General features: G+C 72.8%; 19 protein-coding genes. 11 read left to right on the top strand and 8 right to left on the bottom strand.

Going from position 1 to position 21,195, the window contains the following annotated elements; genetic code table 11:
- Positions 1–144 precede the first annotated feature (144 nt).
- Positions 145–1,176, top strand: a complete 1,032-nt coding sequence (locus tag AC07CM_RS28285; protein ID WP_478879259.1) for an isopenicillin N synthase family dioxygenase — start codon at positions 145–147, stop codon at positions 1,174–1,176.
- Between the two features lie 124 nt (positions 1,177–1,300).
- Here the strand turns inward: AC07CM_RS28285 and AC07CM_RS28290 are convergent, their stop codons facing one another.
- Positions 1,301–2,401 carry a citrate synthase 2 gene (locus AC07CM_RS28290; RefSeq protein WP_478879260.1) on the bottom strand — a complete coding sequence of 367 codons (1,101 nt, stop codon included), beginning with the start codon at positions 2,399–2,401 and terminating at the stop codon, positions 1,301–1,303.
- Positions 2,402–2,568: 167 nt separating this feature from the next.
- Between AC07CM_RS28290 and pdxH the strand changes: the two genes are divergently transcribed.
- The 3 genes from pdxH (at position 2,569) to AC07CM_RS28305 (ending at position 5,782) form a co-directional block, all read left to right on the top strand.
- Positions 2,569–3,255 (top strand): pyridoxamine 5'-phosphate oxidase, encoded by a 687-nt coding sequence (gene pdxH / locus AC07CM_RS28295; protein ID WP_478879261.1) that lies wholly within the window; start codon positions 2,569–2,571, stop codon positions 3,253–3,255.
- Positions 3,256–3,752: 497 nt separating this feature from the next.
- Complete coding sequence (locus AC07CM_RS28300; protein WP_478879262.1) at positions 3,753–4,214, top strand: GNAT family N-acetyltransferase; 462 nt, start codon at positions 3,753–3,755, stop codon at positions 4,212–4,214.
- Positions 4,215–4,327: 113 nt separating this feature from the next.
- The gene (locus AC07CM_RS28305) at positions 4,328–5,782 is read left to right on the top strand and encodes a PAS domain-containing protein (RefSeq protein ID WP_478879263.1); all 1,455 of its coding nucleotides are present in this window, start codon (positions 4,328–4,330) and stop codon (positions 5,780–5,782) included.
- 34 nt (positions 5,783–5,816) lie between these two features.
- On the opposite strand, the gene AC07CM_RS28310 is transcribed toward AC07CM_RS28305, so the two are convergent.
- Entirely contained in the window at positions 5,817–6,572 is a 756-nt protein-coding gene (locus tag AC07CM_RS28310; protein ID WP_478879264.1) for an SIS domain-containing protein, read from the bottom strand.
- Between the two features lie 233 nt (positions 6,573–6,805).
- Between AC07CM_RS28310 and AC07CM_RS28315 the strand changes: the two genes are divergently transcribed.
- Positions 6,806–7,498, top strand: coding sequence for an iron-dependent transcriptional repressor DtxR (locus AC07CM_RS28315; RefSeq protein ID WP_067120881.1), 693 nt, complete (start codon positions 6,806–6,808; stop codon positions 7,496–7,498).
- A gap of 308 nt (positions 7,499–7,806) precedes the next feature.
- Positions 7,807–8,667 carry an alpha/beta fold hydrolase gene (locus tag AC07CM_RS28320; protein WP_478879265.1) on the top strand — a complete coding sequence of 287 codons (861 nt, stop codon included), beginning with the start codon at positions 7,807–7,809 and terminating at the stop codon, positions 8,665–8,667.
- A 49-nt stretch (positions 8,668–8,716) separates the two neighbouring features.
- Here AC07CM_RS28320 and AC07CM_RS28325 read toward each other — a convergent pair whose 3' ends face one another.
- Genes AC07CM_RS28325 through AC07CM_RS28335 form a run of 3 tightly spaced genes read right to left on the bottom strand, consistent with a single transcriptional unit; the run spans position 8,717 to position 11,789 of the window.
- A complete protein-coding gene (locus AC07CM_RS28325) occupies positions 8,717–10,306 on the bottom strand; it encodes a transporter (protein WP_478879266.1) in 1,590 nt (529 codons plus the stop codon).
- A complete protein-coding gene (locus AC07CM_RS28330) occupies positions 10,303–11,079 on the bottom strand; it encodes an ABC transporter ATP-binding protein (RefSeq protein WP_478879267.1) in 777 nt (258 codons plus the stop codon). Before AC07CM_RS28330 ends, AC07CM_RS28325 begins: the two co-directional genes overlap by 4 nt.
- Positions 11,080–11,135: 56 nt before the next feature.
- On the bottom strand, positions 11,136–11,789 hold the full coding sequence (locus AC07CM_RS28335; RefSeq protein ID WP_478879268.1) for a bifunctional DNA primase/polymerase: 654 nt from the start codon (positions 11,787–11,789) through the stop codon (positions 11,136–11,138).
- A gap of 275 nt (positions 11,790–12,064) precedes the next feature.
- Between AC07CM_RS28335 and AC07CM_RS28340 the strand changes: the two genes are divergently transcribed.
- Both AC07CM_RS28340 and AC07CM_RS28345 read left to right on the top strand, forming a co-directional pair.
- On the top strand, positions 12,065–13,450 hold the full coding sequence (locus AC07CM_RS28340; RefSeq protein ID WP_478879269.1) for a transcriptional regulator: 1,386 nt from the start codon (positions 12,065–12,067) through the stop codon (positions 13,448–13,450).
- Between the two features lie 201 nt (positions 13,451–13,651).
- A complete protein-coding gene (locus tag AC07CM_RS28345; RefSeq protein ID WP_478879270.1) occupies positions 13,652–15,334 on the top strand; it encodes a hypothetical protein in 1,683 nt (560 codons plus the stop codon).
- A gap of 43 nt (positions 15,335–15,377) precedes the next feature.
- Here AC07CM_RS28345 and AC07CM_RS28350 read toward each other — a convergent pair whose 3' ends face one another.
- Complete coding sequence (locus tag AC07CM_RS28350; RefSeq protein WP_478879271.1) at positions 15,378–16,706, bottom strand: ABC transporter substrate-binding protein; 1,329 nt, start codon at positions 16,704–16,706, stop codon at positions 15,378–15,380.
- Between the two features lie 117 nt (positions 16,707–16,823).
- On the opposite strand from AC07CM_RS28350, the gene AC07CM_RS28355 reads away from it, so the two are divergent.
- The 3 genes from AC07CM_RS28355 to AC07CM_RS28365 all read left to right on the top strand — a co-directional run bounded on the left by AC07CM_RS28355 (position 16,824) and on the right by AC07CM_RS28365 (position 19,148).
- Complete coding sequence (locus AC07CM_RS28355; RefSeq protein WP_478879272.1) at positions 16,824–17,324, top strand: SCO4402 family protein; 501 nt, start codon at positions 16,824–16,826, stop codon at positions 17,322–17,324.
- Positions 17,325–17,418: 94 nt separating this feature from the next.
- On the top strand, positions 17,419–18,297 hold the full coding sequence (gene purU / locus AC07CM_RS28360) for a formyltetrahydrofolate deformylase (protein ID WP_478879273.1): 879 nt from the start codon (positions 17,419–17,421) through the stop codon (positions 18,295–18,297).
- A 71-nt stretch (positions 18,298–18,368) separates the two neighbouring features.
- Positions 18,369–19,148 carry an SDR family NAD(P)-dependent oxidoreductase gene (locus AC07CM_RS28365; protein WP_478879274.1) on the top strand — a complete coding sequence of 260 codons (780 nt, stop codon included), beginning with the start codon at positions 18,369–18,371 and terminating at the stop codon, positions 19,146–19,148.
- Between the two features lie 22 nt (positions 19,149–19,170).
- Here the strand turns inward: AC07CM_RS28365 and AC07CM_RS28370 are convergent, their stop codons facing one another.
- A complete protein-coding gene (locus AC07CM_RS28370) occupies positions 19,171–20,547 on the bottom strand; it encodes an MDMPI N domain containing protein (RefSeq protein ID WP_478879275.1) in 1,377 nt (458 codons plus the stop codon).
- Positions 20,544–21,125, bottom strand: a complete 582-nt coding sequence (locus tag AC07CM_RS28375; RefSeq protein WP_478879276.1) for an RNA polymerase sigma factor — start codon at positions 21,123–21,125, stop codon at positions 20,544–20,546. Before AC07CM_RS28375 ends, AC07CM_RS28370 begins: the two co-directional genes overlap by 4 nt.
- Between the last annotated feature and the right edge of the window lie 70 nt (positions 21,126–21,195).

Below are 21,195 nucleotides of genomic sequence, written 5' to 3' on the forward strand. Positions count from 1 at the left end.
ACGTGGACTACGTGCGCGTCACGAGCATGGGCTGTCGCCTTTCGGCCTGAATTCAGCCCCTTTTTCTCCCTTTCTTACGGCATCCTGGGCGCCGCCCTACCCTCGGCGGCCTGCCCGTGGCCCACACACCCTGTGGACGCATACATGACGACGCACACCGCGACGACCCCGTCGTACGACCAGCTCCCGATCATCGACCTGTCGGCCGCCGACCGCGGCCCCCAGGCCCGGGCCCTGCTCCACGCCCAGCTGCACAGCGCCGCGCACGACGTCGGCTTCTTCCAGCTGGTCGGACACGGCGTGACCCCGGCCGAGACCGACGCGCTGCTCACCGCCATGCGGGCCTTCTTCGACCTCCCCGAGGCCGACCGGCTCGCCCTCGACAACGTCAACTCCCCGCACTTCCGCGGCTACACCCGCACCGGCGACGAGCGCACCCGCGGTGCCCGCGACTGGCGCGACCAGCTCGACATAGGCGCCGAACGCCCCGCCCACGTCCCCGGCCCCGGGGAACCGCCCTACTGGTGGCTGCAAGGCCCCAACCAGTGGCCGGCCGTCCTCCCCGAACTGCGCACCGCCGCCCTGGCCTGGATCGACAAGCTCAGCGCGGTCGCCCAGCGCCTGCTGCACGAACTCCTCACCGCCATCGGCGCCCCCGCCGACTTCTACGACCCGGTCTTCGGCGACCACGCCCACCCGCACCTCAAGCTCGTCCGCTACCCCGGCAGCGCGGGCGACGGCACCGACCAGGGCGTCGGCGCCCACAAGGACTACGGCTTCCTCACCCTGCTCCTGCAGGACACCGTCGGCGGCCTCCAGGTCCAGCGCGAGGACGGCCTCTTCCACGACGTGCCCCCGCTGGACGGCGCCTTCGTCGTCAACCTCGGCGAACTCCTGGAGGTGGCGACCAACGGCTACCTGATCGCCACCAACCACCGCGTGGTCAGCCCGCCCGGAGCGACGGAACGCTTCTCGGTCCCGTTCTTCTACAACCCCCGCCTGGACGCCCGGGTCGAGCCCCTGCCCTTCCCGTACGCCCGGACGGCCCCCGGCGTCACCACCGACCCGGCGAACCCCCTGTACGCCGAGTACGGCTACAACGAACTGAAGGGCAAGCTGAGGGCGCATCCGCTGGTGGCGGAGAAGCACCACGCGGACCTGCTGACGGCGGCATGAGAGACAGGGCGCGAAAGGCGCCCTCTGTCACGGGCGCGGGCCCGTACCGACATGCGGCTCCGCCGCGCGGGCACGTGACCGGCCACCGGGCCGCCGTACGCGCCCGCGCTCCTCACCCGACCCCTCAGTGGGCGATGTCCGCGTATCCCTCGATGTCACGCGGGCTCCGCGGGCCGGGCCCCACATAGTGCGCGGAGGGCCGGACCAGCCGCCCCGTCCGCTTCTGCTCAAGGATGTGCGCCGACCACCCTGCGGTCCGCGCGCAGGTGAACATCGACGTGAACATGTGGGCCGGGACCTCGGCGAAGTCCAGCATGATCGCCGCCCAGAACTCCACGTTGGTGGCCAGCACCCGGTCCGGGCGCCGGTTGTGCAGCTCCTCCAGCGCCGCCTTCTCCAGCGCCTCCGCGATCTCGAACCGGGGGGCGCCCAGTTCGCGGGCGGTACGGCGCAGCACGCGCGCACGGGGGTCCTCGGCCCGGTACACCCGGTGCCCGAAGCCCATGAGCCGCTCTCCGCGGTCCAGGGCCCGCTTGACGTAGGCCCCGGCGTCTCCGGTCCGCTCGATCTCCTCGATCATGCCGAGGACACGGGAGGGCGCACCGCCGTGCAGCGGCCCGGACATGGCGCCCACCGCACCCGACAGCGCGGCGGCGACGTCCGCCCCGGTGGAGGCGATCACCCGCGCGGTGAAGGTCGACGCGTTCATGCCGTGCTCGGCGGCCGAGGTCCAGTAGGCGTCCACGGCCGCGACGTGCTTCGGGTCCGGCTCACCCCGCCAGCGGATCATGAACCGCTCGACCACCGAGCCGGCCTTGTCGATCTCGCGCTGGGGGACCATCGGCAGACCCTGGCCGCGCGCGGACTGGGCGACGTACGACAGTGCCATGACGGCGGCGCGGGCCAGGTCCTCGCGGGCCTGGGCCGCGTCGATGTCCAGGAGGGGTTTCAGGCCCCACACCGGGGCGAGCATGGCGAGCGCGGACTGTACGTCCACACGGATGTCACCGGAGTGCACCGGGATCGGGAACGGCTCGGCGGGCGGCAGTCCTGGGTTGAAGGCGCCGTCGACCAGCAGTCCCCACACGTTCCCGAAGGAGACGTGTCCGACGAGGTCCTCGATGTCGACGCCGCGGTAGCGCAGGGCGCCGCCCTCCTTGTCGGGTTCGGCGATCTCCGTCTCGAACGCGACGACTCCTTCGAGCCCGGGTACGAAATCGGACATCAGGCGGCTCCTCGTGAAGGTTCGGCGGCGGTCACCCCGGTGATGCCCCTATCAGCCGGTGGTCACCCAAACCGCGGGGGGAACCAGCACGATAACCCCGAGTGCCATAGATGGGGAGACCACACGACACTGAGTGCCACGCTCGTTCGATACGGCAGGATGACCGCGTGACCGACCGCGACCCCAGCCTCGACCCCCTCGTGGACCCCGCCGCCATGCGCAAGCAGTACCGGGCCGCGGGTCTGGACGAGAAGGATCTGCCCGCGCACCCGATGGACCAGTTCGCCGGCTGGTTCGAGGACGCCGCACGGGCGGCCCTGCACGGCACGCTCTACGAGCCCAACGCGATGGTCGTCTCCACGGCCGACGCGACCGGCCGCCCCAGCTCCCGCACGGTCCTGATGAAGCAGTACGACACCGAGGGCTTCGTCTTCTACACCAACTACGGCTCCCGCAAGGCCCGCGAGCTGGCGGAGAACCCGTACGTCGCCCTCCTCTTCCCCTGGCACGCGATCGCCCGCCAGGTCATCGTCACCGGCGTCGCCCGGCGCACCGGCCGCGACGAGACGGCCGCCTACTTCCGCACCCGCCCGCACGGCTCCCGGCTGGGCGCCTGGGCGAGCGCCCAGTCCTCGGTGATCGCGTCCCGCGACGAGCTGGACACGGCCTACGAGGAGCTGGGCGAGCGCTATCCCGAGGGCGAAGAGATCCCGGTGCCGCCGCACTGGGGTGGCTTCCGGGTCGCGCCCGAGACGGTCGAGTTCTGGCAGGGCCGGGAGAACCGACTGCACGACCGGCTGCGGTACGTGGCCCGGCCGGACGGCTCCTGGCAGGTGGAACGGCTCAGCCCCTGAGCCTCCTGGACCGCCCCCTGAACGCAGACGACCCGCGAGCTCGGTTCCTACGCCTGATCGGCGGAGGAGCCGGCCGGACGTACCGGCGAGCTCGCGGGTCGGGTGACTGCGTTGGATTCGGCCGGCTGCGTGTTTGTCGCACACGCTGGTCCGGCACCGCACATCGTGTGGTGGCGAGCCGCTAGCCCGCAGCCACCTCGCGCGTCCGGGTTTCACTCATTTACCCGATCACCTCCCTTCTGCTTGCTTGGCAGCCTAAGCATTCGCCGGGGCGGGCTCAACTGTTTTTTGCCTGCCCCGACCGAGCGGGTTCCAGCCGGACGCTGCAGCCGTATCCGTCGCACCGCTGGAGCAGCCACAGATTCCGGTGAGAGACGTTGATCCGGCCGACCGGGGCGGTGAGGCCGTGCTGGCCTCTGGCGCGGCCGGCGTTCGAGGGCCCTTCACGGCTGGGGAATCAGGTTGACGCCCGAGGGGCTGGGCGATTCGCTGATCGCGTGACTGATCTTCGTATCGAAGCCGTCGACAGCGACCTCACGCTCGACCAATGGCGCCACGTCCACAACGTGATCGTGCCGCCCGCCGCCATGTCCCCGGACGACGCGCGGGAGCGGGTCGGGCGGTATCGGCTGGAGAACGCCTATCTCGGTGACGAGCTCGTCGGGTGTTCCACGGTTCGGCCGCCGGCCGGGGACGACGGTGTCGCGACCGTCATCGCGCGCGTGCTGCCCGAGTTCCGTCGGCGTGGTTTCGGTACGGCGCTGTACGAGAAGGGGCTCGCTCACGCGCGCGTGCTGGGGGCGAAGGCCGTCGAGACGTGTGTGCTGGCGGTGAACGAGGACGGGCTGCGGTTCGCCGAGCGGTGCGGGTTCGTGGAGATCGACCGGTATGTGCTGGACGGCGAGAGCGACGAGTGGGTCGATCTGCGTCTGGAGCGGGACCCCGGCGCCGGGCATTGATTCTCGCAATCTTGCGGGAACAGGATGTGGGCTGCATCACGTTCGAGTTGAATGAAGGCCAGTGAGCGAACCGAGCGCCGTGCGTGCGCGGACGCAGCCTCCAGGGGGTCCAGGTGAGTGCTTCCCGGCGGAGTGGGACCACCGACGAGCTGGGGCCGGACGAGCCCGAGCGCGGTGGGCCCCACGGCTCCGGCGATCCGGACGGTCCGACTTCCGAGGAGTCCGGCGGCTCCGACCTGCTCGCCGCGCTGCTGGACGGCATGGACGCGGCCCTGTGCGCCTTCGATGCGGACGGGGTGGTGACGCACTGGAACCGTGAGGCCGAGCGCATCCTGGGCTGGACCGCGGCCGAGGCGGTGGGGCGGCACGGGTTCGCGGGGTGGGCGGTGCGCAGCGCCGACGCCGAGGAGGTGCAGGCCCGTCTGATGTCGGCCATGCACGCGCCCGGTCGGCAGGTGCACGAGTTCGCCCTCGTCACGAAGGACGGCGGCCGGGTTCTGGTGCGGACCCAGTCCGCGGCCGTCCGCGGGCCCGACGGGAAGCCGGCGGGTGTGTACTGCGCGTTCAGCGAGGTGCATGCGCAGATCGATCTCGAGCGGTCCATCGCGCTCAGCGAGGCGCTGTTCGAGGACGCGTCCTGGGGCGTCGTCCTGGTCGACGCCGATCTGCGGCCGGCCGTCGTCAACGCGCACGCGGCGCGGGCTCTGGGCATCGGGCGTACGTCGGCGCTCGGGCGGCCGCTCGGGGAGTTGCTCGCGCAGGGCGTGGAGGAGCTGGAGAGCGCGCTGACGCATGTTCTGGCGGAGGGTGCGCCGCCCGCGCCCGCCGAGATGTGGGTGGCCGTGCGCGCGCCGGAGGGCGAGAAGCGGCGTTGCTGGCGCAGTGGGTTTCTGCGGCTGGCGTCGCCGCTCGCCGAGGAGCCGGTGCCGCTCGGGGTGGGCTGGCTGTTCCAGGACGTGACGGAGGCCAAGCAGGGTGAGCAGGAGGCGGCCCTGCTGCGCTTCCGTACCAATCAGCTGCACCGCGCGTCCCGTGCCGCCGCCGAGTGCGAGGACCCGGCGGAGGCGGCCGTCGTGCACCTGGACTTCGCTCTCGCCGGATTCGCCGACCACGCGTTGCTCGACCGGGTGGCGGGGGCTCCGCGCGCCGAGGGCGACGATTCGGTTCCGGTGCGGCTGGTGCGGCTCGCCGCCACGCCGGCCGGGACTCCGGGGCCCAGTCTGCTCACGGGCGCGGCCGGGCTGCCGGTGCGGTACGAGGAGGGGCATCCGGCGCTGAGCTGTGTCGAGCGGGCCGGGTCGGTGCGCGCGGACGCGGGTTCGGTGCCGGCGGAGCGGGCGCGTGAGTGGGCGCTGGCGCGGCAGTGGCCGGGCGACGTGGTGCACGCCCTGTGCGCGGTGCTGCGCAGCCGGGGCCGGACGCTGGGGGTGGTCACCTTTCTGCGGGGGTCCGGCCGCAGCCGCTTCGAGCGTTCGGACGCGGCCTACGCGGAGGACGTGGCCCTGCGGATCGCGGCCGCGCTGGATCTGGCGGAGGCGGTGCGGGAGCGGCCGAAGCCGGGAGAGTAGGGCGGGGGAGTAGGGCACGCCGCCTCGGTGGGACTCAGTGCCGGTAGAAGATCCGGTCTCCGTACTCGGTCATGACTCTGCGGTTCCAGTCGTGGCCGCCGTCGACGTTGCCGGAGCGAAGCAGCGGGGGCTCGATGCCGCGGTCGGCCAGGGTGGCGGCCGTGGTGGCCATGACGGCCTGCATCAGGGCGCTGGTGACGACGGTGGAGGCGGGGGCGAAGGGCGCGGGGATGGTGTCGAGGGTGAGTTCCGCGTCGCCGACGGCGATCTTCGAGTCCAGGACGATGTCGCAGTGGTCCTTCAGGAAGGTGCCCGAGCTGTGCCGGGAGATGGTCTGCGAGGCGTAGGCGACCGATGTCACGCCGATGACCTTCACGCCGAGGGCGCGGGCGCCCTGGGCCATCTCGACGGGCAGGGCGTTGCGGCCGGACAGGGAGATGATCACGAGGGCGTCGCCGGTGCGGAGCGGGGAGGTGCCCAGGACGGCGCTCGCGAGTCCGTCCACGCGTTCCAGGGCGGAGCCGAGGGTGGCCGGGTTGACGTCGACGCCGACGACCCCGGGGACGGTGAGCAGGTTCATCAGGGCGAGTCCGCCGGCGCGGTAGACGACGTCCTGGGCGGCGAGCGAGGAGTGTCCGGCGCCGAAGGCGAACAGGCGGCCGCCGGCGGTGACGGTGTCGGCGAGCAGGGCGGCGGCCGCGGTGATGGCCTCGGCCTCCTCCTCCCGGACCTGTTGCAGCAGGCCGATGGCGGCGTCGAAGAACAGGTCGGCAGGCGTGCCGTCGCTCATGCGGTGCCCCTTCGCAGCGTCTGTGTCGCGGATCACCCTGCGGTCTGGACCAATGCGGTGTCAATACGGCCGGTTGTTCCCGGCCACGGGACCGGCGGGGCGGCGGGCGCCGCCGGGGCCGCCACCCTCTCCCGTTTTCCGGGTACCGCACGCTTGTCAGTGGGATCCGGCAGAATTGAGTTCAGGGCCAGCGCACGCGCCGGGCTTCCGGCAGAGGTAATCGAGGGGCACGTATGTCCGGACTGATCGACACCACGGAGATGTATCTCCGCACCATCCTCGAGCTCGAAGAGGAAGGCGTCGTCCCCATGCGCGCCCGCATCGCGGAGCGGCTGGACCAGAGCGGGCCGACGGTGAGCCAGACGGTGGCGCGCATGGAGCGCGACGGCCTGGTCTCCGTGGCCAGTGACCGGCACCTGGAGCTGACCGACGAGGGCCGCCGGCTGGCCACGCGGGTGATGCGCAAGCACCGCCTCGCGGAGTGTCTGCTGGTCGACGTGATCGGTCTGGAGTGGGAGCAGGTGCACGCGGAGGCGTGTCGCTGGGAGCACGTGATGAGCGAGGCCGTGGAGCGCAGGGTCCTGGAGCTGCTGCGCCATCCGACGGAGTCGCCGTACGGCAACCCGATCCCGGGTCTGGAGGAGCTGGGCGAGAAGGACGGGGCGGACCCGTTCCTGGACGAGGGCATGGTGTCGCTGGCCGACCTGGATCCGGGCAGCGACGGCAAGACGGTCGTCGTCCGGCGTATCGGCGAGCCGATCCAGACGGACGCCCAGCTGATGTACACGCTGCGGCGCGCGGGTGTGCAGCCCGGTTCGGTGGTGAGCGTGACGGAGTCGGCCGGCGGGGTGCTGGTGGGCAGCGGTGGCGAGGCGGCCGAGCTGGAGGCGGACGTCGCCTCGCACGTGTTCGTCGCCAAGCGCTGAGTGTGAGAGGGCCCCGGCGCCGTGTGGCGCCGGGGCCTGTCCTCCCCTGTGCTGACCCGGAGCCCCGAGCTCTCAGGGTCATCCCCTCGGACCGTTTTTCCCCGAGCGGTCCGCCTCCCGCCAGAAAGATCCCCTGGGGGGCGGCGATCATTCCTTGAGGGGTGTCACTCGAATGAGGGGTGTTGTCCGCAGAGGCAGTATTTTCGAATAGGCATTCGATAGTCTGCGGTGGCAGGACGACGGCAGTACGACGGCGAGAACGGCAGTACACCGGTACGAGGCAGGCGGAGCTGGGGGGTACCAGGCCGATGGCACGGCGTATCGACGTGACGGGAGCGGGCGGGGTACGCCTGGCCGCCTGGGAGTTCGCCGACCCGCCCAAACCGGGGGCGGAGCCGGGCGCTCCGGGCGTGCTGTTACTCCACGGCCTGATGGGCCGCGCCTCGCACTGGGCGTCCACCGCCCGCTGGCTCGCCGAGCGCCACCGCGCCGTCGCGCTCGACCAGCGCGGCCATGGCCGGAGCGACAAGCCCCCACAGGCCGCCTACACCCGCGAGGCCTACGTCGAGGACGCCGAGGCGGCCCTCGAACAGCTCGGACTCGGCCCCGCCGTCCTCATCGGTCACGCCATGGGCGCGCTCACCGCCTGGCAGCTCGCCGCGAGGCGCCCCGACCTGGTGCGCGGCCTGGTCATCTGCGACATGCGGGCCTCCGCGCTCGGCGCGGCGTCGCAGCGCGAGTGGGCCGAGTGGTTCAGCTCCTGGCCCGTTCCCTTCGCCACCCTCGCCGATGTCCGCAAGTGGTTCGGCGAGGACGATCCGTGGGTGGAGCGGCCGAATCCGGCGCGCGGCGCGTTCTACGCCGAGGTCATGCAGGAGTCCGCCGACGGCTGGCGCCCCGTCTTCGAGCCGGAGCAGATGCTCCGGACCCGGGAGAGCTGGGTCTACGACGCCCACTGGGAGGAGCTGGCCCAGGTCCGCTGCCCCGCGCTCGTCGTGCGCGGGCTCGACGGGGAGCTGGGGCGGGCCGAGGCACAGGAGATGGTGCGGGTTCTTCCTCGTGGGGAGTACGCGGAGGTCGCCGACGCCGGGCACCTCGTCCACTATGACCAGCCCCTGGCCTGGCGGTCGGCTCTCGAGCCGTTTCTCGAGGCTGTTCCGGCGGGTTGAGTGCGGGTCGAGTGCCTGCTCGTCCGGACCCGGTGCCGAAGAGCCGGCGTCAGCCCTTGCTGACCGCCGTCAGGATCTCCGGCAGGCGGGACGCCGTTCGGGGGGCCGCCATGCGCAGGCCCAGCAGCGTGAGGCCGGCGCCGTACCCCGCACCCACCGGCAGCAGCACCCAGCTCCACGCGTCCCCTCCCGCGCTCACGTTCAGCCAGATCGTGAGGGCGATGACGGGGGAGCACAGCAGGGCCGCACCGACCATGCCGCCGAAGATGGAGATCCACGCGAGGCCTGCCTGCCCCGGGGCCACGTTCTTGTGGCCCTCCTGGGGGATGGAGTACGGGAAGCGGGCCGAGGTCCAGGCGCCGGTGGCCAGCATCGCCCCGAGCAGCGCGAGGGACAGCCCGAGGACCTCCGGGAGCCGGGGCCAGTCGTCGAGCAGGGCCGTCGTCAGGACGGTCACGAGCGTGGCGTACGGCAGGGTGATCACCAGCAGGGCCAGCGCCCGCCCGCGCAGCTCCGCGTACGCGTCCCGGGCCGAGGAGATGGTCAGGGCCACCATCCAGAAGGCGGAGGTGTCCTGCCCGAACTGGTTGTACATCTGGATGCCGAGCATGCCGGCGGCGAAGCACGCGAAGTAGATCGACCCGGTGCCCTGCACCGCGTTGAACACCGGCACGATCAGCCCGATGGCCAGCGAGGTCACCCATGCGGCCTTGGTCTTGGGGTCGCGCCAGATGTAGCGCAGGGTGCGCTCCATGACCGTGCCCGTGCGTCCGCCCGGCAGCAGTCGCGCGGGGCCGCCCGAGGAGGCGCGGTCCCGGGTCCCGGCGTCGAGAGCCTGCAGGGTGGAGCCGTCCGGCGAGGTCATCAGCCGGTTCAGGCTCCGCGCCCAGACGGCGATCAGCAGTGCCAACCCGGCGACGGTGACCAGGAGTTGGCAGGACGCGACGTCGTACGAGCCCTCGCCCGCCGATCGCACCGCCGCGACCGCCGACGCGGGCGGCACCCAGGACAGCACGTCCGCGACCGGCTGCAGCTGCCCGAGTCCCGACGAACCCAGCCGCTGCGCGCCGAAGTTGACGAGCTGTGCGCCGATCGCGATCACCAGCCCGCTGAGCACGGCGAGATCGCGGCCCTTCCTGCTGGTCAGCAGGCGTACGTTGGCGGTGGCGACGGCCCGCGCGAGCGCCACGCAGACCAGCAGCGCGAGGACGACGGCGGCGACGGCGACGGCGTAGCCCGCCGTGCCGTGCGCCACCGACAGGGCGCAGCCCGCCAGCACGAGCAGGGTGAACAGGGGGCCGATGCCGACCAGCGAGGCCGCCAGCAGGGCCCGGACCAGTGGCCGGGGCCGCAGCGGCAGCATCACCAGGCGGGTCGGGTCCAGCGTCTCGTCACCGCTCGGGAAGAACAGCGGCATCACCGCCCAGCCCAGCGCCAGCACGGCCGTGCCCGGCACGGCGACGGTGTCCGCGTGGGCGTGTCCGCGCAGCGCGAGCAGACCCAGCAGCTGCAGCAGCCCGAACAGCAGCGCGACGACCGCCGAGGCGACGAACGCGGCCCGCCGGCCCGCCGACTGCCTGAGCCCGTTGCGCAGCAGCGACAGCTTCAGCCGCACGACGGTGGAGGTCGGGCTCGTCATCGGGTCGCCCCGCCGCCCAGCCAGTCCAGATCGGACCCGGCGTCCCGGCCGCGCGCCCCCACCAGCTCCAGGAAGGCCGCCTGGAGCGTGGGGTGCTCCCCGCGCACCTCGGCCAGCGTCCCGGTGGCCCGGATGCGACCCGCCGCCAGCACCGCCACCCAGTCGCACAGCGACTCGACCAGCTCCATGACGTGGGAGGAGAAGACGACGGTGGCACCCGAGGCGGTGTACCGCTCCAGCACTCCCCGGATCGTCTGCGCGGACACCGGGTCGACGCCCTCGAACGGCTCGTCCAGGAAGAGCACCTCGGGATTGTGCAGGAGAGCGGCCGCGAGCCCGATCTTCTTGCGCATGCCGGTCGAGTAGTCGACGACGAGCTTGTGCTGTGCTCCGGCCAGGTCGAGCACGTCCAGCAGTTGCGTGGCCCGCTTGTCGACCTCGGCGCCGGGCAGCCCCCGCAACCGCCCCGAGTAGGCCAGCAGCTCCCGCCCCGAGAGCCGTTCGAACAACCGCAGGCCCTCGGGCAGCACCCCGATCCGCGCCTTGACGGCCACCGGATCGCGCCACACGTCATGCCCGACGACCTCGACGGACCCCTGATCGGGCCGCAGCAGCCCGGTCACCATGGACAGTGTGGTGGTCTTCCCGGCCCCGTTCGGCCCGACCAGCCCGATGAACTTGCCGGCGGGCAGGTCGAGATCGATCCCGCCCACGGCGACGTGCTGCCCGAACTGCTTCCAGAGTCCCCGTACACGCACTGCGGCCTCGGTCATGGACCGAACCCTACGCGGGTGCGGCCGGCCGAAAGAGGCGCGGGGAACCGCGCACGCTACCTGTCCCTGCCGCACGCGTAGGCGAGCGGCGAGATCAACTCCTCGGCGTCCGGCAGCCATCGGTTCGCCGGAGTCGGCCGGCAGGCCCACTGCACGGCCCCCCGGGACCCGAACCGGGTCGGCGGAGCGGCCACGTAGGCGCCCTCCCCCAACGGCGTCAGATCCAGCGAGGACAACGACCACCCCAACTTCCGCACCAGCTCGGGGACCTTCGCGCAAGCCCCCGGCAGCACGAAGAAGTGCATGCGCCGGTCCGGAGTCAGAGTCACCGGCCCCAGGGTCGACTCCATCCGCTCCATCCGGGCCAGCGCCAGAAAACCGGCGCTCTCGGGGACGGACAGCGCGTCGAACGTCCGCCCCGTCGGCAGCAGGACCGACGCCGTCGGGTGCCTCTGCCACATGCGGCGCGCGACGGTCGCGCTGCCGGTCGCCTGCGTCGCCCAGTCGGGGCGCGCGGGATGCGCACCCGGCGCGGGACAGGAGACATCGCCGCAGGAGCAGCGCTGCACCCCGTCGACGGCTTCGAGCCAGGTGCCCGGAAACACGTCCCAGTGGCGCTCCTCGGCATAGCGCACGGCGGTGTCCAGCAGCGATTCCCCGCGCTGCTTCGGAATATGAGCGGCTCCGGGGCCCACGATCGTCTCTTCCACGCTCCACTCAACTCCCGCATTCACCTGGAGTTACGGCCGCAACGTGCGCGGGGGAGGAGCATCGGTTCCGCGGCTGGGGCGCACGGGTGCACAGGCGGGGGCGCGCGGTGGGAAGCGGGGCCTGACTGGGTAGCCAGGAATGGGGATGGCATCTGCCTTTACCCCGGCAAACCGCACATGTCACGCATTGACGGTATGTCAGCTGGGCAGTGATCTTCATGACCGGAACCTTCCGGCCGGATCTTCACGCTCCAGGGGTTCGCAGGGGGTAGCACATGGCCGCAAGGCCTCTCGTGGCGAGGCAGCCGAACGAACGGCTGCAGGCACTCATCCAGGAAGCGGGGTGCTCGAACGCCGGGCTCGCCCGGCGGGTCAACATGTGCGGCGCCGAGCACGGTCTCGACCTGCGCTACGACAAGACGTCCGTGGCCCGCTGGCTGCGCGGCCAGCAGCCGCGGGGCCGGGCCCCGGCGATCATCGCCGAGGCGCTCGGGCGCAAGCTCGGCCGTACGGTCACGATCGACGAGATCGGCATGGCCAACGGCAAGAACCTCGCCTCGGGGGTCGGTCTCCAGTTCTCGCCGACGGTACTGGGGGCCATCGAGCAGGTCTGCGAGCTCTGGCGCAGCGACGTGGGCCGGCGGGACTTCCTGTCCGGCTCGTCCGTCGCCGCCTCCGCGCTGGTCGAGCCCAGCCGTGACTGGCTGATCTCGGTGCCGGACGCCCAGGTGGCCCGGCAGGCGGGCCCGCGCGTGGGCCAGTCCGACGTGGCCGCCGTACGGTCCATGACCCAGGCGCTGGTGGACCTCGACCACCAGTACGGCAGCGGGCATGTGCGCCCGGTCGTCGTGCACTACCTCAACAGCGTCGTCTCCGGGCTGCTGGCGGGGTCGTACCGGGAGGCGGTCGGGCGCGAACTCTTCGCGACGGTCGCCCGGTTGACCGAGCTGGCCGGGTACATGGCGGTGGACACCGGGCAACCGGGCCTGGCCCAGCGGTACTACATCCAGTCCCTGCGCCTCGCCCAGGCCGCCGGTGACCGCGGTTACGGCGGTTACGTCCTCGCCGCCTCCATGAGCCACCTCGCCGCACAGCTCGGGAACCCGCGCGAGATCTCCCAGTTGGCGCGGGCGGCGCAGGAGGGGGCGCGTGACCGTGTGACCCCGCGCGCGGAGGCGATGTTCCACGCGGCCGAGGCCCGCGGGCACGCTCTGCTCGGTGACGTCCGCGCGGCACAGGCCGCCTCCGGGCGGGCGATCTCGGCGATGGAACAGGCGGACGCGGCCTCAGGGGACGACCCGGTGTGGATCGCCCACTTCGACGAGGCCTATCTGGCCGACGAGCTGGCGCACTGCCATCGCGACCTGGGGCAGCCCGAGGCGGCGGCCCGGTACGCCGAGCAGTCGCTGGCCGGGCATCCCGCCTCCCGGGCCCGGCGCCGCGCCATCGGCTATGTGCTGCTCGCCACGGCCCAGGTGCAGCAGCGCGAGATCGAGCAGGCCTGCAACACCGGGACGAAGGCGGTGGAACTGCTGGAGACGCTCCGCTCCAACCGGGGCGCCGAGTACCTGGAGGACCTCCAGCAGCGCCTCGAACCCTTCCGGGACGAAGCGGTCGTCCGGGAGTTCGGGGCCCGTCTCGACGTCCAGCAGGCCGCCTGAACACCGCCCCCGCGGTTGCGTGAACGCACGGGAAACGGGGCGCCGACGTACGACGGGTGCCATGAACAGCGTGCCGCGGGGCGGTTTTGTTACCGCTGTCACAGGGAAGAAGATCGCGTCCTGAGCTGCGTGGCACCCGGCTCGGGGGACCCGGTAGCGTGAGCCGACGATTCCGAAGGTCCCCCATTCGTAGGAGTCCCGGTGACGCAGAGTGGACAGGGCGAGGAGCCCTCGGCGCGACCCGCGCACGAAGGCATCGTGCTGCCCTCCGACGGAGGCGAGCCGCTGCTGCCCGGCATGACCGGCACCCCCGCCGTGGCGGCGCCGGCCGGCGGTCAGGCCTGGGGCGGCGCGTGGGGCCCGGGCGGGCAGCAGCCGCAGCAGGACCAGGGCTGGCCCCCGGCGCCCGCCCAGCAGTGGGGCGCCCCGGAGCAGCAGCAGCCCGCCGGCAACGGCCCCGGCCCGCTCCCCCCGGAGGGCGCACCGGCCCCGTCGTACGGCGGTCAGGCCTACGGCCACGGCGACCAGGGCGGCGCCTACGGCTCCCCGTACGGCGGCGACCGGCAGCCGCAGGACGGCGGCGCCCAGCAGCCCGCCTACGGCGCCCCTGGCGCCTACCAGCAGCCGCAGCAGCAGTACCCGGCGCAGGGTGCGTCCCAGCCCGCGGCGTTGCCGGACGCGTACCCGGCGCAGGGCGCCTCCCTGCCCCCCGCGTTGCCGGACGCGTACCCGGCGCAGGGCGCCTCCCTGCCCCCCGCGTTGCCGGACGCGTACCCGGCGCAGGGCGCCTCCCTGCCCCCGGCGGCCGACGGCGCGACGCAGTACATCCCGCCGGTCCCGGCCTCCCCGGCGGACGAGGGCGCGACCCAGTACCTGCCCCCGGTCCAGGCGGTCCCCGCCGCCGAGGGCGCCACGCAGTACATCCCGCCGGTGGCACCGGGGTCGCTGCCGCCCGAGACCGCGGGCGAGGAGACGCGGTACCTGGGGCGCGCGCAGCAGCCGGCCGCGCCGGCCGCCCACCCCGACGCGCAGGCCACGCAGTACATACCGCCGTACGCCGCGCAGGCCCAGGGCGGCGACCGGCAGCCGCCCGCCGAGTTCGACAACCTCTTCCGCGGCGGTCCGGCCGGGGGCGAGAGCCCGGCCGGTGCCACCCAGCAGATGCCGCGCGTGCAGTCGCCGGGCGGCTATCCGGGTCCGGCGCAGCAGCCGTCGTACGGCCCGCCCGTGGACGACGACGGTGGGCGCCGGGGAGGCCGCAGCGGCTCGCGGGTGCCGCTGATCGCCGCCGTGGGCGTCGGGATCGTGGTCCTCGGCGTCGGCGCCGGCGCGCTGCTCAGCGGCGGTGGCGGGGACAAGGGCGGGGAGAAGACCGTCGCCGCCTCGGCCCCGGCCACCCAGGACGCCACCTCGGCCGCCCCTGACCCCGCCCGGCAGCAGGCGGTCGAACTGGACAAACTGCTCGCGGACAGCGGCAGCAGCCGGGCCACGGTGATCCAGTCGGTGGGCAACGTCAGGCAGTGCAGGAACCTCGGCCAGTCCGCCTCCGACCTGCGCGACGCGGCCAAGCAGCGCGCCGGTCTGGTCACCCGGCTGGGCAAGCTGTCCGTCGACAAGCTGCCCGGCAACGCCGAGCTGACCGCCGCTCTCACCCGGGCCTGGCAGGCGTCCGCGGCCGCCGACAACCACTACGCGGCCTGGGCCGACCAGGTGGGCGGCGGCAAGAAGGGCTGCCACAAGGGCCAGGCCCGCGGCACCGCCCAGACCCAGGCCGGCAACCGGGAGAGCACCACCGCCAGCGCACAGAAGGTGAAGGCGGCGGCGCTGTGGAACACCATCGCGAAGAAGTACGGCCTCACCCAGCGCCAGCCGACCCAGCTGTGAGGTCGGCGGGCGCCGGGGGACCGGACCGGCCGGATCGAGGCCGTCAGTCCAGGTCCGCGTTCTCCAGCGTGCTCGTCATGTCGGTGATCCCGTCGATGCCCACGCCCGCGGTCTTCTTCGCCGCGACCAGCCGGCCGCCCTCGACCACCTGGAGGGTCACGTCGGCGTTGACGAGCCGCGGGAGGCCGAGCCCGGCGAGCTTGCCCTCGTAGGGCCAGTGCAGGGCCGGGGTGAGGCCGCCGGTGGACACCTTCAGGTCGTCGTCGAGGGTGTGCCGCACGCCGTCGGCGCTCACCTCGCCGCCCCCGATCTTCTCCAGTGCGGCCTTCAGCACGATGTAGGCGATCCAGGTGGTCTGCACTCCGGCGTCCGCGGGGTCGATGCGGTTGTCGCCGAAGGCCTCCTCGTTGATCACCTTCTTCATCTGGTCCCACCGCGAGTCGGAAGCCGGGGGGTACCAGCTGGTCATGTACGCGCCCTCGTACGGACCCGACGCCCCGCCCGTCGCGTTGATCAGGCTCTGGTCGACGCTGCCCAGCACGGTCGCCGTGCGCACCTTCGGGAAGCCCTCGCGGGCCCGCCGGAAGGAGTCCATGAAGGTGTCGGTGCGGTCCCCCAGCGCGGGGACCACGCAGCCCTTCTTCAGCACGTCCCGGGTGGCGGAGCGCAGCGCCTGATCGGCCTGGCCGGCGTACTCGGTGGCGTTCTCGGCGGCGAGCTGGTCCTCGGCCGCCGCGTGCCCGCCCGCCTTCAGGCCCGAGTCGAGCAGGGCGGGCAGCTGGTCGCCGGCGATGCTGTCGGGGCGGACCAGGGAGATGGGGCCGCAGGAGGTGGCCAGCGCCTTGCCGAGGCCGGCCAGCAGGGCGGGCTGACCGCCGTTGACCGGGTACGACATGGAGCCGGTGAACTCCTCGTTGGTGACCCCGTAGCCGCCGATGTAGGGGATGCCGGCGCTCTCCAGCGGGGCGAGGTAGGAGTCGCCGAACTGGCTGTAGGAGCCGACGACGGCGACCACGCCCTCGGCCGCCGCCCGGCGGGCGCACCTGGCAGCGCCCACGCTGTCGTTGTGGTCGTTGCAGGTCAGGACCTCGAGCTTGCGGCCGTTGATGCCGCCGTGGGCGTTGATCCACTTGCCGTAGGCGCGGGCCATCGCGGGCATGCCGGGCTTGTTGGTGGCGTCGGTGTTCTGGGGCGCCCAGGTCATGACCTTGATCGGGCCACCCCCGGAGCCCCCCGTGGCACCGGGGATGGCCCCGCATCCGGCGGTGAGCGACGCACACGCGGCCAGGGCGCCCGCGGACAGGGCGGTGGCTCTGACGGGCCGGGAGAAGGAAAGGGGGAAGGTGCTGCGGAAGCGTCGCCTGCCGGTCATGGACACGCACGATTCCCTCACACCGCGAACCGAGGAGTGACCCTCGGTCAACGAAAGGTGACACCCAGGTGAATTGCAGGGGCTGGTGTGATCAGTGTGGCGGGGAACGTACGATCGATGACCGTGCAAGGTTCGGAGAACTCTTCCCGTCGCGGCCGTCGCTCCTCCACCATGGGCGGCATGCCACTGAACGACATGCCGTGGTGGCGCTGGCGCAGCAATGTGCGCTCCGCGCTGCACATGCTCTCCGATCCGGTGTTCCAGCGGGACGTCTGGCTGGCAGGCGTGGACGGGTACGGCGACGTCACCGACGCCGTCTACCGGCTGGTGGAGGACACCTGGCTGGACAACTGGTCCGCGGAGAAGTACGTCGGCACGATATTCCGGGACTCGCAGGAGGCGGCGCTCGTCGACACGGCCGTCCTGCGGGTGCTGCGGATCATGCACCAGGTCGGCCCGGACGCGCCGGTCGCCGCCTACCTCGACCACCACGCGTGGCCGGAGGCGGTACGGGCGGCCCGGGACGCGCACCTGCGCCTCGCGGCGAGTGACGGCGACGACCCCGACGCGCCCCCGCGCAGCCTGGAAGTCCTGCGGATCATGACCAGGTCCGCTTAGCCCGCGGCGGGGCCGCGGGACGATCGCCCGGCGGGCGTCCCGTCCTGCGGGACGACGCCCCACGGCGGACGGCGGGTATGGGATTCTGTAGTGCATGAACGAGCAGTCCGCGCCCGCCGCCCCGGCGGACCAGTACGTCCTCACCCTCGCCTGCCCGGACAAGCAGGGCATCGTGCACGCCGTGTCGAGCTACCTGTTCATGACCGGCTGCAACATCGAGGACAGCCAGCAGTTCGGCGACCACGACACGGGTCTGTTCTTCATGCGCGTCCACTTCTCGGCGGAGGCGCCGGTGACCGTGGACAAGTTGCGGGCGAGTTTCACGGCGATCGGTGACACCTTCCACATGGACTGGCAGATCAACCGGGCCGACGAGAAGATGCGCATCGTCCTGATGGTCAGCAAGTTCGGCCACTGCCTGAACGACCTGCTGTTCCGGGCGCGGATCGGCGCGCTGCCGGTCGAGATCGCTGCCGTGGTGTCGAACCACACGGACTTCGAAGAGCTGGTGGGCTCGTACAACATCCCCTTCCACCACATTCCGGTGACGAAGGAGACCAAGGCAGAGGCCGAGGCACGAGTGCTGGAGATCGTGCGCGAGGAGAAGGTCGAGCTGGTCGTCCTCGCCCGCTACATGCAGGTCCTCTCGGACGACCTGTGCAAGCAGCTCAGCGGCCGGATCATCAACATCCACCACTCGTTCCTGCCGAGCTTCAAGGGCGCCAAGCCGTACCACCAGGCGCACGCGCGGGGCGTCAAGCTGATCGGCGCCACGGCCCACTACGTCACCGCCGACCTCGACGAGGGCCCGATCATCGAGCAGGAGGTCGAGCGGGTGGGGCACGGCGTGACCCCGGACCAACTGGTCGCGATCGGGCGGGACGTGGAGTGCCAGGCGCTGGCGCGCGCGGTCAAGTGGCACGCGGAACGACGGATCCTGCTCAACGGCCGCCGCACGGTGGTCTTCGCCTGAGGCCGGTTGCCGGAGGCCCGCCGTCCCCGGGGGCCTGCTGTCCCCTCCGAGCAGGACCCTAGGCTTCGGCCATGACCTCTCAGGCTTATCTCTCGGAACTGTTCTCGCTGGACGGCCGGGTCGCCGTGGTGACCGGTGGGAGTTCCGGCATCGGGCGGGCCGTTTCCGGGGCGCTGGCACGTGCCGGGGCGAGCGTGGTGGTCGTGGCGCGCAAGGAGGAGCAGCTGGCCGCCACGGTGGACGAGCTGGCCGCCCGCGGCTGCCGGGCGGCCTGGGTCAGCGCCGACCTGAGCACCCGTGAGGGCGTGCGCGCGGCGGCCGAGGAGGCGGCCGGGGTGTTCGGGGAGCCGGACATCCTCGTCAACTGCGCCGGGGTCAACCTGCGGCCGCCGATGAGCGACCTGGGCGAGGACGTGTGGGACGCCACCATGGCCCTGAACCTGGAGGCGCCCTTCCTGCTGGGGCAGCGGTTCGGGCCCGGCATGGCCGAGCGCGGCTACGGCCGGATCATCCACGTCACCTCCCAGCAGGCGCACCGCGCCTTCGTGCAGAGCGGCGCCTACGGCGTATCCAAGGGCGCCCTGGAGTCGCTGGCCCGCTCCCAGGCCGAGGCCTGGTCGCCGTACGGCGTCACCTGCAACACCCTGGTGCCGGGCTTCGTGATGACACCGCTCAACGCGCGGCTGGCGTCCGACGCCGAGAAGGTGGCGGCGCTCGCCGAGCGCACGTTGGTCGGACGCAACGGGCTGGCCGAGGACTTCGCGGGCGCGGCGGTGTTCCTCGCCGGGCCGGCCTCCGCCTATGTCACCGGCCAGTCGCTCTTCGTGGACGGCGGGTTCTCCGTCCACTGAGCCGCGGCCGTGGGCCCCGGGCTCACATCCGGCTCAGCCCCGCCGCGGCGAACAGCACGTCCCTGATGGCCTCCCGGTCGCCCACCTGTCCCGCCGCGGCCTCCTCCGGCGGGACGTGGCCCGCGGCGAGGCGGCAGAACTCCACGCCGTCCAGGGCGACATGGGCCACCTCGAAGTCGGCGGAGCCGGCCGTGGCCGGCGAGTCCAGCGGGATCAGCCACTCACCGCCGGCCGCACCCTCGATCTCCAGCCGCAGGCTGCGCCCCGGTGTCCCCGCGGGCACGAGATGCGGGGTCCGCCCCGGCGCGGACAGCCCCGCCCGGCGCCGCTCGGCCAGCGCGACGGGCAGCATCCGTGCGGCGAGGTCGATCATCCTGTGCAGGTGACGCGGCGCGGGCGGTTCGTAGGGGTAGTCCACCGCCTCCGCGATGTCCTCCGCGTGCACCCAGCACTCGAAGGCGCGGTCCAGCAGTGTGTCGTGCAGCGGCAGTTCGAAGTCGCCGTACGGAACCGCGAGCCCGCCCGCGGTGCCGCCCGTGAAGGACACCGTCCGGACCAGGCTGTGGCTCTGCTCCCGCCACGGCCCGCGCACGGAACGCGTCGGAGGGAAGTGGGACGTCCGCCAGAACGCCTCGGTCCGCTCGGCCGGTCCCGTCACCCGCCGCTCACCCGGCTCACCCTGGGCGGCCTCCTCGACGAGCCGCGCCAGCGGATCCTCCAGACCGAGCGCCACCGCGACCAGCCCGTCCACTGACAGCAGATGCGCGATCACCCCGGCCACGGTGGTACGGCGGCTCGTCGCCGCGTCGGCCTCGAACCACCGCAGCCGCACGGGCGCGTGCCATTCGGCGTCCCCGAAGTCCTGCAGCAGCGCGTCCAGTCGCGCGGTCTCGGCGTCGTACGGAGCCGCCCACCCGGGCACCGGGATGCGCGGCGGCCTGCGGTCGAGGCAGCTCTCCAGGACGCGGGTGCGCAGAGCGGGGTCCAGGTCGAGGCTCTCGGGCTGGTGCAGCAGACCGACCGCCTCGCGCAGCCGCAGCGCCTCCTCCGCGCAGGTGCCGCAGCCGCCCAGGTGATCCTCGACGGCCGCGGTCTCGGGCGCCGAACAGGCGGCCAGGGCCCAGGCGCCGAGGAGCGACCTCAGGACGTCGTGCGACAGGTCGAGCGGCACGGGTGCGAGATCCCCCAGGTCGGCGAGGTCGGGCAACGGCCGTCCGCCGTCCTCGACGGAGGCGCGGGGAAACGGTATCCGGGGCGGCGACCGGTCGGGTCGGGGACCACCGGCGCCCGGCGGGACACCACCGGCCCCCGAGCCCGACCCGGGTGTGCCCGCGAAGCCGCCGCGCGCTCCGTCCTCGTCGCGGCCGTCGTGCGCCCCGAACCCTTCCGTTCCGCTCACGCCGCACCCCCGTATCCCGGCGGTGTGCCGGCGTCATGGGCGGTGGACAGCAACTGGAGCCCGAGGCGGAGCCGACGGCGGGCCTCGTCCTCGGTGACGCCGAGGTCGACGGCGGTCTGGCGGTAGTCGCGGCGCTGGAAGTAGGCCAGTTCCAGGGCGGCGCGCAGCGGGGCGGGCATGGAGTGGACGATGTAGTCGGCGCGGGCGGCGACCGAGGCGCGGCGCACCTTGCTCTCCAGGCTCTCCAGTTCCTCCGCGGAGCCGCTCTCGCCCCGGGGGAGCGCGGCGGTCTCGGTGGCGCGCAGCCGCTGCACGGCCAGCCGGTGGGTCACCGCGGCGACCCAGGAGCGCAGCGGGCCCTGCTTGGGGTCGTAGGTGTCGGGGTGTTCCCAGACGTGGGCGAACACCTCCCGGGTGACGCCGTCGGCCGCCCGTTCGTCGCCGAGGACGCGGTGGGCGAGGTTGTGCACGAGCGAGGCGAACCGGTCGTACAGCTCGCCCAGGGCGGCCGCCTCACCGCGCGCGAGCCGCTGCTGCATCTTGCGGTCCCAGCGCGGCGGTACGTCCTTGTGCGCCATGTTGCCTCCCCTCGGCCCTGTCCGGCCCGTCCAGCCTCTCTGCATCGTCACCTCGAATGTAGTCGGCACG

It is taken from the genome of Streptomyces sp. NPDC044061 (assembly GCF_056434305.1).